This is a genomic window from Streptomyces sp. 2-1 (assembly GCF_048564895.1).
Taxonomy (GTDB): Bacteria; Actinomycetota; Actinomycetes; order Streptomycetales; family Streptomycetaceae; genus Streptomyces; species Streptomyces phaeochromogenes.
The window spans coordinates 3007332-3022728 of record NZ_CP183383.1 but is presented as its reverse complement, the minus strand read 5'-3'; the positions used below and the strand labels follow the sequence as shown (position 1 = coordinate 3022728).

Genomic DNA, 15397 nt, shown 5'->3' with positions numbered 1-15397 from the left:
CATCGGTACAACGCGCCGGTGTAGCTCAGGGGTTAGAGCACCTACGTCGGTTCCGCCGGCCTTGAACTCTGGACACCACAACTTCATGCACCTCCCGGTGCGATGGTGGCGGCTACTTCTCTTCCAAAGAATCCAGGCCGCCGCCGACTTGATCTCGGGAGGCGCAGCAAATGGTGTGTGCCCGGTGCGAAGGCAGCGGTTACTTCAGGGATCAGAGGGTTGCGGGTTCAAATCCCGTCATCGGCTTCGGGTCGATGTAGCTCAATCCGGTAGAGCATCCGATTAAGTCCGTCGCCGACTCCTGATCTCGGGCACGCTCCATTTGCTGCGCCTTCCTCCGAAACACCACTGAATTCGGGGGAATTCATCATGGCGCGATTCAACACCAAGGCGGCCAAGGCCCAGGGCACTTCGCGGGTCACCTCGACCGGGCGCGTACTGCGCACGTACGAGGGCGGTCGCGGCCGTGAGCGCGACGCGCGCTCCGAGCTCTTCCTGCTGGCGATCGCCAACCTCGTCTCGCAGAACACCTTCTACGAGACCGGCGACGCCCGGGACGACCGGTTCGCCGCGCTCGTCCGTGAGCTGGCCGTCAGCGACCCGTCGTGGACGGCGAGCATGCTGGCCTGGCTGCGCGGCGAGGGCAACATGCGGACCGCGTCCATCGTCGGCGCCGCCGAGTACGTCAAGGCGCGCCTCGACGCGGGCGCCACCGACGGGCCGGCGAACCGGCAGGTCGTCGCCTCCGTGCTGCGGCGCCCGGACGAGCCCGGCGAGCTGCTCGCGTACTGGACCGCGCTGTACGGCCGCAACATCCCCAAGCCCGTGAAGCGCGGCATCGCCGACGCCGTACGCCGGCTCTACAGCGGCAAGTCGCTGCTGAAGTACGACACGGCGTCCAAGGGCTACCGCTTCGGCGACATCCTCAACCTCGTGCACGCGGCACCCGACCCGGACAAGCCGTGGCAGGGCGAGCTGTTCCAGTACGCGCTGGACCGTCGGCACAACCCGGACACCGCCGTAGTGCCCAAGTCGCTGCCCGTTCTTGCGGCCCACCGTGACCTGATGGCACTGCGGCCCGCCAAGCGGCGCAAGGTGGTGACGGGTGCGCACGGCGCGCAGCGTCTCGCCGACGCGGGCATCACCTGGGAGGCGCTCGCCGGGTGGCTGCAGGGGCCGATGGACAAGGCTGCCTGGGAGGCCGTCATTCCGTCCATGGGTGGGATGGCGCTGGTTCGGAACCTGCGTAACTTCGATGAGGCCGGGGTTTCGGACGAGGTTGCTGCCCAGGTCGCCGCGAAGATCAGTGACCCTGCGGAGGTCGCGCGTTCTCGGCAGTTCCCGTTCCGGTACCTCGCGGCCTACCAGCACGCGCCTTCGCTGCGCTGGTCCTACCCGCTGGAGCAGGCGCTCGGTCACTCGCTGGCCAATGTGCCGGCGCTGGGTGGCAGGACGCTCGTGCTCGTCGACCGGTCCGGGTCGATGTTCTACTCGCGGCTGTCCGACCGCTCGGAGCTCAACCGGGCCGACGCGGCGGCGATCTTCGGTACGGCGCTCGCGCTGCGGGCTGCGGATGCCGATCTTGTCGAGTTCGGGACGAGCAGCAAGCGGGTGACGTTCCGCCGAGGTGAGTCGGTGCTCAAGGTGCTGGGGCGGTTCGGTGATCTCGGTGGCACCGATACGACCGAGGCCGTACGGAAGCACTACAAGAAGCACGATCGTGTGCTGATCGTCACCGACGAGCAGGCCACGTACAGCCACTACGGTGACCCGACCGAGCAGGTTCCGGCGCATGTGCCGGTCTACACCTGGAACCTCGCGGGGTACCGGGCGGGGCACGGGCCGTCGGGGGCGGGGAACCGGCATGTCTTCGGGGGGCTGTCGGATGCGGCTTTTCGGATGGTTCCGCTGCTCGAGGGGGCTCGGGACGCGGACTGGCCCTGGGCCGTCTGAGGGGGGTGTGAGTGTGTGGCCCGCACTTTTGTGCGGGCCACACGCTTGTGTGCTTCCCAATTGGTATCTAACATTTTAGTTGTGGATGCCATTCGACCCGTGCGGCGGACTCTGCTCAGGGAGCGCGCGTACGAAGCGATCAAGGACGCCATCGTGGCCGGGGAGATCGAACCCGGCGCGGTGGTACGGGATGGTGAGCTGGCTGAACGGCTTGGGTTGTCTCGGGCTCCTGTGCGGGAGGCCTTCTCTCGGCTCGTCGACGAAGGGCTGCTGGAGAGCAAACCGCAGAGTTATACGCGGGTGACCGCGGTGGTGGCCGGGGAAGTGCGGGACGCGGCTGCCGTGGTGGGGGCCATGCATGAGCTCGTCGTGCGGGTTGCCGTGCCTCGGTTGCGGGGGGCTGACGTCAACGCGATGCGCTCTGCCAATGCTCGGTTCGCTCATGCGGTGCGTGGTGGGGATGTTGACGCTGCCCTTCGTGCCGATGACGAGTTGCACGATGTGTTGGTGAGGGTGAGTGGCAATGGGGCTGCTGCTGCCACCATTTCGCGCTATACGCCCTTGATCCGGCGGCTGGAGCGGCGGCGGTTCGGTGAGGGCGGCAACTGTCGTTCGGCCGGGCTGCATGAGCAGCTCATCGAGGCGTGTGCGGACGGTGACGTGGACGAGGCCGTTCGGGTCACCGCGGAGATCTGGCGGGGGCTCGAAGGCCTCGCCGATGGTGAATGAACCCAGGAGGCCCGGTCATGTCCCTTTCCTCGTACGAGCGTTACCCCCTGCTGTTCGGTCCTTCGCCCGTTCATCCGCTGGAGCGGCTGACGGGGCATCTTGGCGGGGCCTCGTTGTGGGCCAAGCGGGAGGATTGCAACTCCGGGGTCGCTTATGGGGGGAACAAGACTCGCAAGCTGGAGTATCTCGTTGCTGATGCGCTTGCCACGGGGTGCGACACGCTTGTTTCGATCGGGGGCGTTCAGTCCAATCACACTCGGCAGGTTGCTGCCTGTGCTGCTCGGGCTGGGCTCAAGTGTGTTCTGGTGCAGGAGAGTTGGGTGGAGTGGCCCGACTCCGTGTACGACAAGGTCGGGAACATTCTGATCAGCCGGCTGGCGGGGGCCGATGTGCGGCTTGTGCGGGCCGGGTTCGGGATCGGGTTCAAGGAGAGCTGGGAGCTGGCTCTGCGGGAGGTTTCGGAGGGGGGTGGGAAGCCTTACGCCATTCCTGCCGGGGCCTCCGATCATCCTCTTGGTGGGCTCGGGTTTGCTGGGTGGGCCTATGAAGTCGCCGAGCAGGAGCGGGAGTTGGGGGTCTTCTTCGACACCGTGGTGGTTTGCTCGGTGACCGGGTCCACTCAGGCGGGGATGGTTGCCGGGTTCGCCTCGTTGGAGGAGGCGGGTGGGCGGGCGCGGCGGGTCATTGGGATCGATGCGTCTGCTGCGCCTGCGCGTACTCGTGAGCAGATCGCTCGGATCGCGCATGGGACGGGGCAACTCATCGGTGTGGAGAAGGAGTTGGCTGAGGCGGACGTTGAGTTGGACGAGCGGTATCACGCTGGTACCTATGGGATTCCTGACGAGGCCACGTTGGACGCGATGCGGCTTGCCGCTCGGATGGAGGGGATGGTCACCGATCCCGTCTACGAGGGGAAGTCGATGGCCGGGATGATCGACCTCGTGGGGAGAGGGGAGATCGAGCGGGGCTCGACTGTCTTGTACGCCCACCTTGGGGGGCAGCCTGCGTTGAATGCCTACAGCGCCTTGTTCTGAGGGTGCGGGTGGAGTGCCTGCTTGCGCCTTGTTTTGTGGGTGGGGCGGGGCCGTGCCGGTATGTCACGTTCGCGACTGCTGGGCGTACTGCCCTGGGTTTTCTGGTGGGCGTTTCCAGCGGGAGCTGTACGTCGCGAACGTTGACATACCGGCACGGCCCCGCCCCGCTTGCGTTGGCGGCTGCCGGTTTGTGGGGTGTTCCCTCGGCTGTTGTTCTGTGGTGGCCGGTTACAGTGCACTTCGTGCGGGGTGATGAGCGGCTGGGGTTGGGTGGCGGGCAGGCTGGTGGGGGGCGCCGGCGGGCCACCATTCATGACGTTGCCCAGATGGCCGGGGTGTCGCGGCAGACTGTTTCGCGGGCTGTCAATGACAAGGGTGAGATCGATCCGGGGACCAAGGCGCGGGTGCTGGAGGCCGCTCGGGTGCTGGACTATCGGCCCAGCCGGTTCGCGCGGGGGCTGGTGCGGAAGGGGACCGTGACGGTGGGTCTGGTGATTCCGGACCTGATGAATCCGTTCTTTCCCGAGGTGGCTGCCGGCGTTCTGGAGGCCGCCGAGCTGCGTGGGTGGCAGGTGGTGGTCTGGGACTCCCGTACCGATGAGGCTCGGGAGCGGGAAGCGCTTGATGTGCTGTCCCATCAGGCCGATGCCGTTGTGGGGTACTTCAAGAACGAGGACGACGTGCTGGCGCGGCGGCTGGGTGGTGTGCCGTTGGTGCTCTTGGAGCGTGGGCCGCAGCGGACTCGGTTCGGGGCCGTCGGGATTGATGTCGCCGGTGGGATGGAGCAGGGGATTGCTCATCTGGTCCGGGCCGGGCATCGCAGGATCGGCATGCTGGACGGGGAGCGCAGTGCGGTTCCCGGTGAGCGCCGGGAGGCGTTTCTGCGTGAGGTGCGGCGGCATGGGCTGGCTGTCGATGACAGTTGGGTTGTGTTGTGTCCCGAGCAGAGCGTGGCTGGTGGTGGGGTGGGTGCGGAGCAGTTGCTTCGTAGGAGGCCGGAGGTCAGCGCTGTTGTTGGGTTCAATGACCTGATCGCTGTTGGGGCTATGCGGGCCGCTCGGGGGCGGGGGCTGCGGGTTCCGGATGATCTGGCTGTTCTGGGCTTTGACGGGCTTTCCCTGGGGGAGTTGGTCGAGCCTGCCTTGACCACCCTGCATATCGACAAGCGGCGGTTGGGGCGGCTGGCCGTTGAGCAGGTGGTTCGGTTGCGGGCCGGCGAGGAGCCGCTGGGCGGCGCGGACGCCTGGGTCGTTCCCGAGCTGGTGGTGCGGGCCTCCGCCTGAGTTACCGACGCGGCAACAGATAGCGCTTACACATGTCTTGACACTGATTTTCGGCCGCCTCGATACTCGACGGCAACGTTCACGTGAACGTTCACGGAGCTCGACATCGTTGTCCCTCCCGAAAGTGAGTGCGCGCCTATGCCACACCGAACGATGTCCCGCAGGGGGTTGTTGGGGGCCTCCCTCGGCGCCGCGCTGCTCGGTCTGCCGGGATGCGGGGCGGGCAATGGCTCGGCTTCCGCAGGCACCGATCACCTGAGCCTCTGGTACTGGAAGGGCTCGCTGAGCGACAAGCTGCTCGCCACCGCTCGGCGTGCAGTACCCGGTGTGCCGGGGCTGAAGGTGAAGGGCTCTCAGATCCCCGACGGGGACATCGACTCGAAGGTACGCACCAGTCTTGCCGCCCGTGCCTATGTGCCGGACCTGACGGTCGTGAACTCCGACAACCTCGCCACGTTCTTTCCCGATGAGAATGAGTTTCTTGATTTGAGGACGCTGGGTGCGGAGAGCGTTCGTGATCAGTATCTCGACTGGAAGTGGGAGGGGTGCTTCGCTCCTTCGGGGCGGATGATCGGCTTCCCGCTCGATGCCGGGCCTACCGCCCTCTACTACCGGCGGGATCTTTTCCGGCGGGCCGGGCTGCCCCATGAGCCGCAAGAGGTTGCCGAGGAGGTCTCCACCTGGGAGAAGTACCTTGCCGCCGGGCGGGCGCTGCGGAAGGGACCCGGCAAGCCGTATCTGGTGAGCAACGTCGGCAATGTTTTTCAGCAGGTGCTGCTCCAGAGCCCCAAGCAGTTCGTGGATGCCGACAACCGGTTCATCGGCGACCAGGCCCACGTCAAACGCGCCTGGGACCTGTCCGTGGAGATGCTCCGGCAGGGGCTCAGCGCCCGGATCGTGGACGGCACGCCCGACTACAACGCCGCCATGGGCGGGGGACGCGTCGCCTCGATGACCACCGCGGTGTGGGCCATCAACGGACTGAAGGACACCGCGCCGAAGACGTCCGGGGCCTGGCGGCTGACCACCATGCCGGACGGGCCCGCCAACTACGGCGGGTCGTACGTCACCCTGACCCGCTACTGCCGCGACCCGGAGGGCGCCTTCGCCTTCGTGAAGTGGCTGCTCGGCCCGGCGAACCAGCTCAAGAGCTACCAGGAGATGGCCCTGTTCCCCACCACTCCCGCCGCCTACGCCGACTCCGCGATGCACAAGCCCGACCCCTTCTTCGGCGGTCAGCGGCCCATCGATGTCTTCGGTCCGGCCGCCCAGAAGGCTCCCGTTGTCTATTTCAGCCCGTACGAGGAGACCGCCAATACTCCCTTTTTTCAGGAGCTGACCAACGTGGAATCGCTCGGCAAGAAACCCGAGCGGGCCTGGCGCGACGCGGTGAACACGGCCGAGACCACGCTGTCCCGGCTGGGGGTGAGCTGACATGGCCACAGTCGCAGACCCGGCGGAGGCCGGCACCCCCGCGGCCGACGGCCGCGGGCGGGCGGAGAGTCGTCGCTCTCGCGCCACCGCTCCGGGTGGGCGGCGGCGGCATGGGCCGCCCCTTCTCGCGATCTCGCCTTTCTATGTACTGTTCGCCGTTTTTGGTGCTTTTCCGGTGGTCTTTTCGCTGTACCTGTCCTTCCAGGACTGGGACGGCATCGGTGACATGCGCTTCGTCGGCCTCAAGCAGTACGGGTGGCTGCTCGAGGACTCGGTGTTCTGGCACTCGGTGCTCAACACCTTCGAGATCTGGTTCCTGTCCACGGTGCCGATGCTGTTCCTGGCCCTGGTGCTCGCGTTCCTGCTGCACTCTCAGGTGCGGTTCACCGGTGCGTACCGGGTGGCGTACTTCATTCCCAACGTCACCTCGATGGTCGCCATGACCGTTGTCTTCGGCTCGGTCTTCGCCCAGACGGGCCTCGCCAACTCGGCGCTGAGGATGGTCGGGATGGACGGCGTCGGCTGGCTGTCCTCCGAGTGGGGCATCAAGGTGTCCCTCTCCATCATGATCATCTGGCGGTGGGTCGGCTACAACGCCCTGATCTTCCTGGCGGGCCTCCAGGCCATTCCCACCGAGCACTTCGAGGCCGCCCGCGTGGATGGGGCGAACAGTTGGCAGACCCTCTTCCGGGTCGTGCTGCCGCAGTTGCGGCCGGTGGTCCTCTTCGCCGCCGTCACGTCCACCATCAACGGCCTGCAGATCTTCACCGAGTCCCAGGTGCTGTTCCAGTCGACCGATGTCGGAACCATCGGCGGACCGGGTCAGGAAGGTATGACCATCGTGCTCTATCTGTGGCAGAAGGCCTTCAAGGACCACCAGTTCGGCTACGGGGCCGCGATGGGCTGGCTGCTCTTCGCGATCATCGCGGTCTTCACCCTCATCAACTGGCGGCTCGTCTCCGGCTCCGACCGCGAGGGTCGCGCCGGGATCCGGTCGCTTCTGCGACGCAAGGGAGCTGCCCGCAATGGCCGTTGACGGGAAGGAGAGGGCTACTGGCAGTGCGGGGCTCGCCGTTGGGGCCGGCAGTCGGCTCACCCGCGTTTGTGTCCGGGGTGTGCTGCTGCTCGGCGTGCTGATCTCGCTGTTCCCCTTCTACTGGCTGGTGGTGATGGCTTCCGGTACTACAGAGGACATCTACAGCTATCCGCCCAAGCTGGTACCGGGGCCGCATCTCCTGGACAACATGGGGCGGGTGCTCGACACCGTCGACTTCTTCGGCTCGCTGTTCAACACCATCGTCGTCGCCGTGGTCGGGACCGCGCTGGTGCTGTTCTTCGACTCGCTGGCCGCCTTCGCCTTCGCCAAGTACGAGTTCCCGGGCAAGAGGTTCCTGTTCGGTGCGTTGCTGGCCACGTACATGATTCCCGCACAGCTCTCGCTGGTGCCGCAGTTCGTCACCATGGCGGAGTTCGGCTGGGCCGGCTCGCTGACGGCGCTGATCATTCCCGGTGCGGCCAACGCCTTCGGCATCTTCTGGATGCGTCAGTACGCGCAGAACTCGCTGCCCGACGAACTGCTCGACGCCGGACGGATCGACGGCGCCGGTTTCTTCCGGCTCTACTGGCAGGTCGCGATGCCGTTGTTCCGGCCCGCGCTGGCGTTCCTCGGCATCTTCACCTTCATCAGCATCTGGAACGACTACATCTGGCCGCTGGTCGTCATGATCGACCCCGACAGGGTCACCCTTCAGGTCGCCCTGGCCAATCTCAACGTCCTCTACAACACCGACTACTCCCTGGTGATGGCCGGTGCGTTGATGAGCGTCGTTCCGCTGATCATCGTGTTTCTGATCGGGGCTCGGCACTTCCTCCGGGATCTTGCGGCGGGGGCCACGAAGATGTGACCCGGCATTCACGTCATCACGAACGCGCGGGGCGCCCCCGGGATGGGGGGCGCCCCGCGCGTACGTTCGTGGTGAGGTGTGTCGGTGGGCTACAGCGCCTGGGCCGACGGCTTCACCATGCCGCGGACCGTGCGGGACTTGACGAAGTTGCCGAGGGCCGTCATCTCCCACTCGCCGGAGAACTGCTTGATGAGCTTGGCCATCATCACGCCGGTCTGCGGCTCGGCGGTCGTGAGGTCGAAGCGGACCAGCTCCTCGCCCGTGGCGGCGTCCAGGAGGCGGCAGTAGGCCTTGGCGACCTCGGTGAACTTCTGGCCGGAGAAGGAGTTCACCGTGAAGACCAGGCCCGTGACCTCCTGGGGGAGGCGGCCCAGGTCCACGACGATCACCTCGTCGTCACCGCCGCCCTCGCCCGTGAGGTTGTCGCCGGAGTGCTTGATCGCGCCGTTCACGATCGAGAGCTTGCCGAAGTAGCAGCTGTCGATGTGGTTGCGCTGCGGGCCGTAGGCGATCACCGAGGCGTCGAGGTCGATGTCCTTGCCTCGGTACGCCGGCTCCCAGCCGAGGCCCATCTTCACCTGGGAGAGGAACGGACGGCCGCCCTTGACCAGGGACACGGTCTGGTTCTTCTGGAGACTTACGCGGCCCTTGTCGAGGTTGATCTTCCCGGCGCCCGGGGCGGGGGCTGCGGGTGCCGCCGGGGGCGCGGGCGGGGCCGCCGGGGTGCTGATCGGCGGGGCCGGGGGCGCGACCGGGGTCTGGAGCGTGGGGGCCGGCGGGGCGACCGGGGCCGCCGGGGCCGGCTCCTCCACCGTCACGCCGAAGTCCGTGGCGATGCCCGCCAGGCCGTTCGAGTATCCCTGGCCGACCGCTCGGGCCTTCCATGCGCCGTTGCGCAGGTAGACCTCGACGATCACCAGGGCCGTCTCCGAGCCGAGCTGGGGCGGGGTGAAGGACGCCAGTACGGAGTTGTCGGCGGAGTTGCGGATCGTCGCCGTCGGTTCGATGCCCTGGAACGTCTGGCCCGCGGCGTCCGGGCTCGCGGTGACGACGATCTTCTCGATGCCCGGGGGCACGGCCGTCGTGTCGACCGTGATCGAGTCGGGGCTGGTGCCGCCGCCGGAGCGGTACGTCACGCCCTGGCCGGTCGGCTGGTTGTAGAAGATGAAGTCGTCGTCGGAGCGCACCTTGCCGTCGGCGGTGAGCAGCAGGCCCGATACGTCGAGCCGCACCGGGGCGGCGACGTCCACCGTCACGCGGGTGACGGGGAGAGGGATGTTCGAGCCGGGGGTCATAGCTGTCATGACCCGTGAACGACCGGGCCCGCTTTACCGTTCCCTTACCTGCCCGCCAATTGGGTCAGCGCGGGTCTGTGCAGGTCAGAGGCCTTCAGTGGTGGTCGGGGGTGGTCAGTGGCGGTTTCTGGGGTGGTTGCGGGCCGTTCGTTCGTTGCCGCGTTTGTAGTTGCCCGTCCAGCGGGCCATGACCAGTTGGGGGTCGCCGGATTCCACCTCCGCGAGGAACTGGGTGGCCCTTGGGCCGCGGAGGGTGGTGGCGGGGTGGGTGCCGTGGGTGATCTTTACCGTGCCGTCGGGGTGGTGGGTGTAGGCGAAGCCGTTTGGGCGGGGCATGGGGGGATGGTAGGTCGGTGGGGTGGGGCGGGCCCAAGGGTTTTTCGCCCCCGCCGCCCCTACCCATTCCCGTCACTTCCTCAGGGGCTCCGCCCCCGAACCCCCAAAAGACTGCGCAGTTCCCCGCGCCCCTAGGTTTTCAGGGGCGCGGGGAACTGCGCGGCCAGCAACAGCCGACCTCCACCCGACAACCCACCTCACGGGGTCTGGGGCGGAGCCCCAGGGGACGGGAACGGGTAGGGGCGGCGGGGGCGAAATCCCCCTACGGGACCACCACGATCTTTCGGCCGACGCCCGAGGCGAACTGGTTCAGGGCCTGGGGGTACTGGTCCAGCGGCAGGCGGTCGCTGATGAAGATGTCCGGGTCCAGGACACCCGTGGCGAAGAGCTCCGCCGCCCGCTCGAAGCTGTGGAGCACGGCCATGGAGCCCGTGATGGTGATCTCCTGGTTGTAGATGCGGTACGGGTCGATCGTGACCCGGGTCGAGTAGTCCGCCACGCCGAACTGGAGGAACGTGCCGGCCTTGGCCACCCGCTCCAGGCCGTCCTGGATCGCCGCCGCGTTACCGGTGGCGTCGACGACCAGGTCCCACCCCTGAGGCCGGTCCAGCTCGTCCGCCCCGGTGGCCGTCGCCGAGACCCCGAGCCGCGCGGCCGTCTCGAGCCGCTGCGGATTGATGTCGACGACGTCGACGCTCGCCGCACCCGTCCGCTTCGCGAGTTCCAGCATCATCAGGCCCATGGTTCCGGAGCCGTAGATCAGGACGTGAGCGCCGAGGCGGGAGTTCAGTACGTCGTAGCCGCGGACCGCGCAGGAGAGGGGTTCGACCAGGGCCGCGTCCTGGGTGCGGATGTGTTCGGGGAGCTTGACGCAGTTCGCCACGGGGGCGACGGCGTACTGGGCCGCGCCGCCTGCCGTCGTCACGCCGATGGCCGCCCAGCGCTCGCAGAGGTTGTTGTGGCCCGTACGGCAGAAACGGCACTCGTAGCAGTAGAGGGAGGGGTCCACGGCCACCTGGTCGCCGAGTGAGAGCTCGGTGACCTGGGTGCCCACCCCGACCACCTCGCCCGCGAACTCGTGGCCCGGCACGATCGGCAGCTTGGGGGCGAACTCGCCCTGGAGGATGTGCAGGTCGGTGCCGCAGAGGCCGCAGGCGGCGACCTCGACGACGACCTCGCGGGGGCCCGGCGTCGGGTCCGGGACCTCGGCCACGACGGCACGGCCCACGGACTCGATGACTGCGGCCTTCATTTCACGGCTCCCAACGACAGGCCCTGGACCAGTTTGTCCTGGGCGGCGAACCCCGCGGCGAGCACCGGCAGGGAGATCACGAGCGACGCGGCGCACACCTTCGCCAGGAACAGGCCCTGGCTGGTGATGAAGCCGGTGAGGAAGACGGGGGCGGTCTCCGCCACCACGCCCGTGAGGACTCGGGCGAACAGCAGCTCGTTCCAGCTGAAGATGAAGCAGATCAGGGCTGTGGCCGCGATGCCCGGCAGGGCGATGGGGGCCACGACCCGGGCGAGGATGGTGGGCAGTTTCGCGCCGTCGATCTGCGCCGCCTCGATGATCGCCACCGGGACCTCGGAGAGGAACGACTGCATCATCCACACGGCGATCGGCAGGTTCATCGAGGTGTAGAGGATGACCAGGAGCCAGATGTTGTCCAGCATTCCGGTGTTCTTCGCGAAGAGGTAGATGGGCAGGAGGCCCGCCACCACCGGGAGCATCTTCGTGGAGAGGAAGAAGAACAGGACGTCGGTCCACTTCTTCACCGGGCGGATGGAGAGTGCGTAGGCCGCGGGGAGGGCCAGCACGAGGACCAGGAGCGTTGATGCCAGCGATGCCACCGTCGAGTTGATCAGTGACGGCCAGGGGCTCGCGCCGCCGCCCGTGCCGAAGAACTCGCGGTAGCCGTCGAGGGTGAGCGCGGCTCCGAAGGACGGCGGATTGGTCGCCGCGTCCTCCTCGGAGTGGAAGGACGTCAGGGCCATCCAGGCGATGGGCAGGAAGAAGACGATCCCGGCGAGCCAGGCGACCAGGCCGAGGCCCCTTCCCCTGGGGCGGCGCGGGCCGGGGTTGCCGGACTCGGTACTACGGGGACGTACACGGATCGCGGTGGCGCTCATGCGCGGCCCACCTCCTCGCGGAACAGGGACGAGACCACGCGCAGCGCGAAGGTCGCGATGATGATCGAGCCGATGACGACGAGGACGCCGGCCGCGGAGGCGAGGCCGTTCTCGTGGGCCTGGTAGAAGCTCTGGTAGACGGTGTAGGGCAGGTTCGCGGTGCCCAGGCCGCCGGAGGTGATGGTGAAGACCGCGTCGAAGTTCTGGACGATGTAGATCGAGCCCAGCAGGGCGCCCAGTTCGAGGTAGCGGCGCAGGTGGGGCAGGGTCAGATAGCGGAAGACCTGCCAGTCGCTCGCGCCGTCGACCTTCGCGGCCTCGATCTGCTGGTGGTCGCGGCTCTGCAGGCCCGCCAGCAGGATCAGCATCATGAACGGTGTCCACTGCCAGACGAGGGACATCTCCACGGCGAGCAGCGGGGTGTTGGAGATCCAGTCCGGCTCCGGTCCGCCCACATAGTGCAACAACCCATTGAGCAGGCCGTATTCAGGGTTGTAGAGCACATGCTTCCAGAGCAGGGCGGCCGCTACGGGGACCACGAGGAAGGGCGCGATCAGGAGCGTACGGACCACTCCGCGGCCCCGGAACTTGCGGTCCAGGAGGAGGGCGAGGACCAGGCCCAGGATCAGGCTGGCCAGGACGACGGTGACCGTCAGGAGGATGGTCGTCCAGACCGACTTGCGCAGGGCCGCGTCGGTGAGGACCTCGGAGTAGTTGCCGAAGCCGGTGAAGCTGCGGGCGTCCGGGTAGAGGGAGTTCCAGTCGAAGAAGGAGATCACCAGCGTGGCCACGAAGGGGAGCTGGGTCACGGCGATCATGAAGATCAGGGCGGGGAGGAGCGGGGCCCGGGTCGCCCAGGCGCGCATGCGGCCCGAGGGACGCTTCTCGGTGCGTACGGATGGTGCGGCTATGGGAGCCGTTGTTGTGGCGGTCATCGTCCCTCGTACTCCTCGGCGATCTCCTCGGCCAGCTTCTGGGACTTGTTCAGGGCCGACTCGACGGACTGGCGTCCGGCGATGGCCGCGCTGATCTCCTGCGAGACCTTGGTGCCGAGATCGGTGAACTCGGGGATGCCGACGAACTGGATGCCGGGCGCGGGCCGCGGCTGCACGCCGGGGTCGGTGGGCCGGGCGCCCTCGATGGCCTCCTTGGTCATCTCCTGGAAGGCACCGGCCTCCTTGCGGTAGTCGGCGTTGGTGTACGTGGAGGCGCGCTTGCCGGCCGGGACGTTGGACCAGCCGATCTCGTCGCCGACCAGCTGCTCGTACTCCTTGCTGGACGCCCAGGAGACGAACTTCCAGGCCTTGTCGGGGTTCCGGGACGCGTCCTGGATGCCCCAGGCCCAGGTGTAGAGCCAGCCGGAGGACTCGGTCTTCTCGACGGGCGCCGGCACGTAGCCGATCTTGCCCTTGACCGGGGACTGGGCCGACTCCAGGGAGCCGGCCGCGGACGTGGCGTCGTACCACATGGCGACCTTGCCCTGGGTCATGTTGTTGAGGCACTCGGCGAAGCCGGCCTGGGGTGCGCCCGCCTCGCCGTGGTCGCGGACGAGGTCCACGTAGAACTTCACCGCCCCTTCCCACTCGGGGGAGTCGAGCCGCGCCTTCCAGCTCTTGTCGAACCAGGTGCCGCCGAAGGTGTTCACGACCGTGGTGAGCGGGGCCATGACCTCGCCCCAGCCGGGCAGACCGCGCAGACAGATGCCCTTCATGCCCGACTCGGCGCCGTCGGCCTTGGCCGCGAGGTCGGCCACCTGGGTCCAGGTCGGGCGCTCGGGCATGGTGAGGCCCTTCGCCTCGAACACGTCCTTGCGGTACATCAGGAAGGACGACTCGCCGTAGAAGGGCTGCCCGTAGAGCTTGCCGTCGTCCGCGGTGAGGGACTGGCGCATGGGCTTGAGGACGTCCTGCTCGTCGTAGCCCGGGTCCTTCGCGACGTACGAGTCCATCTCGTGCAGCCAGTCGTTCTTGGCGTAGATCGGTATCTCGTAGTTGGACAGGGTGGCGACGTCGTACTGACCGGCCTGGTTGGCGAAGTCCTGGCTGATCTTGTCGCGGACGTCGTTCTCCGGCAGCACGGTGAAGTTCACCTTGATGCCGGTCTCCTTGGTGAAGTGGGCGGCGGTGAGCTTCTGCAGCTCCACCATCTGCGGGTTGTTGACCATGAGGACGTTGATGGAGTTGCCACCGGAGCCCGCTCCGCCCGCTCCGGCCCAGCAACCGGAGAGCAGCGGGGCGAGCAGCGTCCCTGCGGCGACCGCGACGAGCGTCGCGCGCGGCCTCCGTCGGCTCTGGGTTCGCATGGATCGCTCCTGGATTTTTCAGTACATATGGGATGACGCGGGGAGTGTGGTGCCTCTGTAGTGGGTCAGTTGGCTTTTCGAACTCTTTGAGGACTGGGGTGGGGACTGGGGTGCGGTCTCTGTTTCAGACCCGGATGACCTGGGGGCCCTGCATCGAGTAGCGGTGGGCCTCGGACGTGGGGAGGAAGGTGCTGGTGACGATCGCCTCCAGCGCACTGATCTCCGCGAACCGGCAGAAGCTCACGGCGCCGAACTTGGTGTGCACCCCCGCGAACACCGTGCGCCGGGCGGCCCGGATGGCCTGTGACTTGACCTCGCTGACGGCCGGGTCGGGGGTGGTGAGGCCGTGTTCGCGCGAGATGCCGTTGGCTCCGATGAACGCCAGGTCGATGACGAACCCGGCGAGCATCTTCGTCGTCCAGTGGTCGACGGTCGCGAGGGTGCCTGGCCTGACCCGGCCGCCGAGCAGCAGCACCGTCGTGTTGTCGGCCTCGGCGAGCGCTCCCGCGGTGGCCAGGGACGCGGTGACCACGGTCAGCGGCCGGTCCCGGGGGAGTGATTCGGCGATGAGCTGCGGGGTGAACCCCTCGTCGACGAAGACCGTCTCGGCGTCCCCGAGCAGCTCGGCCGCGGCGGCCGCGATCCGGCGCTTCTCGGGCACATGGCTGGTGGCGCGGAAGGCGAGCGTCGTCTCGAAGCCGGCGCTCTCCACCGGATAGGCGCCGCCGTGCGTGCGGCGGACCAGTCCGTGGTCCTCCAGGGCGCGCAGATCCCGTCGTACGGTCTCCTTGGCGACGCCCAGCTCGGCGGCGAGCTCGTTCACGTCGACGGCGCCGGTGCGACGGGCGCTCTTCACGATCTCCCGCTGACGTTCTTCCGCGCTCATGCCCGACACCCGCTCTCCGTGCTCACTGCCCGTTCGGGCCCGGTGGGGCCCATGGGGGAAGTTCTACAGCGGGTGCGCGCCACTGACCAGGTCTGTTGCGGGCCCGATGGC

The 15397-nt window shown here is 67.6% G+C and carries 14 protein-coding genes; 7 read left to right on the top strand and 7 right to left on the bottom strand.

The features are described 5' to 3' along the window. Positions 1-369: 369 nt before the first annotated feature. The 7 genes from ACN20J_RS13300 (at position 370) to ACN20J_RS13270 (ending at position 8337) form a co-directional block, all read left to right on the top strand. Positions 370-1953, top strand: coding sequence for a TROVE domain-containing protein (locus ACN20J_RS13300; protein WP_419665949.1), 1584 nt, complete (start codon positions 370-372; stop codon positions 1951-1953). An 81-nt stretch (positions 1954-2034) separates the two neighbouring features. Further along, a complete protein-coding gene (locus tag ACN20J_RS13295; protein WP_361923458.1) occupies positions 2035-2682 on the top strand; it encodes a GntR family transcriptional regulator in 648 nt (215 codons plus the stop codon). Positions 2683-2699: 17 nt separating this feature from the next. Beyond that, positions 2700-3716 (top strand): 1-aminocyclopropane-1-carboxylate deaminase, encoded by a 1017-nt coding sequence (locus tag ACN20J_RS13290; RefSeq protein ID WP_361923455.1) that lies wholly within the window; start codon positions 2700-2702, stop codon positions 3714-3716. A 242-nt stretch (positions 3717-3958) separates the two neighbouring features. Continuing rightward, on the top strand, positions 3959-4999 hold the full coding sequence (locus ACN20J_RS13285) for a LacI family DNA-binding transcriptional regulator (RefSeq protein ID WP_259333578.1): 1041 nt from the start codon (positions 3959-3961) through the stop codon (positions 4997-4999). 138 nt (positions 5000-5137) lie between these two features. Continuing rightward, positions 5138-6433: an ABC transporter substrate-binding protein gene (locus ACN20J_RS13280; protein WP_259333579.1), complete on the top strand. Its 1296-nt coding sequence runs from the start codon at positions 5138-5140 to the stop codon at positions 6431-6433. A 1-nt stretch (position 6434) separates the two neighbouring features. Then, complete coding sequence (locus tag ACN20J_RS13275; protein WP_189840516.1) at positions 6435-7469, top strand: carbohydrate ABC transporter permease; 1035 nt, start codon at positions 6435-6437, stop codon at positions 7467-7469. Next, positions 7459-8337, top strand: coding sequence for a carbohydrate ABC transporter permease (locus tag ACN20J_RS13270; protein ID WP_189840517.1), 879 nt, complete (start codon positions 7459-7461; stop codon positions 8335-8337). Before ACN20J_RS13275 ends, ACN20J_RS13270 begins: the two co-directional genes overlap by 11 nt. A gap of 89 nt (positions 8338-8426) precedes the next feature. On the opposite strand, the gene ACN20J_RS13265 is transcribed toward ACN20J_RS13270, so the two are convergent. The 7 genes from ACN20J_RS13265 to ACN20J_RS13235 all read right to left on the bottom strand — a co-directional run bounded on the left by ACN20J_RS13265 (position 8427) and on the right by ACN20J_RS13235 (position 15295). Further along, entirely contained in the window at positions 8427-9632 is a 1206-nt protein-coding gene (locus ACN20J_RS13265) for a TerD family protein (protein ID WP_189840662.1), read from the bottom strand. A 114-nt stretch (positions 9633-9746) separates the two neighbouring features. Further along, positions 9747-9968 carry a hypothetical protein gene (locus ACN20J_RS13260; RefSeq protein ID WP_189840518.1) on the bottom strand — a complete coding sequence of 74 codons (222 nt, stop codon included), beginning with the start codon at positions 9966-9968 and terminating at the stop codon, positions 9747-9749. A 262-nt stretch (positions 9969-10230) separates the two neighbouring features. Continuing rightward, complete coding sequence (locus ACN20J_RS13255) at positions 10231-11220, bottom strand: zinc-dependent alcohol dehydrogenase family protein (protein WP_189840519.1); 990 nt, start codon at positions 11218-11220, stop codon at positions 10231-10233. Beyond that, complete coding sequence (locus tag ACN20J_RS13250; protein WP_189840520.1) at positions 11217-12098, bottom strand: carbohydrate ABC transporter permease; 882 nt, start codon at positions 12096-12098, stop codon at positions 11217-11219. Before ACN20J_RS13250 ends, ACN20J_RS13255 begins: the two co-directional genes overlap by 4 nt. Then, on the bottom strand, positions 12095-13033 hold the full coding sequence (locus ACN20J_RS13245) for a carbohydrate ABC transporter permease (protein ID WP_190230233.1): 939 nt from the start codon (positions 13031-13033) through the stop codon (positions 12095-12097). The genes ACN20J_RS13250 and ACN20J_RS13245 overlap by 4 nt, the downstream gene beginning before the upstream one ends. Next, the gene (locus tag ACN20J_RS13240) at positions 13030-14400 is read right to left on the bottom strand and encodes an ABC transporter substrate-binding protein (protein ID WP_189840522.1); all 1371 of its coding nucleotides are present in this window, start codon (positions 14398-14400) and stop codon (positions 13030-13032) included. Before ACN20J_RS13240 ends, ACN20J_RS13245 begins: the two co-directional genes overlap by 4 nt. A gap of 124 nt (positions 14401-14524) precedes the next feature. Continuing rightward, the gene (locus tag ACN20J_RS13235; protein ID WP_189840523.1) at positions 14525-15295 is read right to left on the bottom strand and encodes a DeoR/GlpR family DNA-binding transcription regulator; all 771 of its coding nucleotides are present in this window, start codon (positions 15293-15295) and stop codon (positions 14525-14527) included. Positions 15296-15397: the final 102 nt, after the last annotated feature.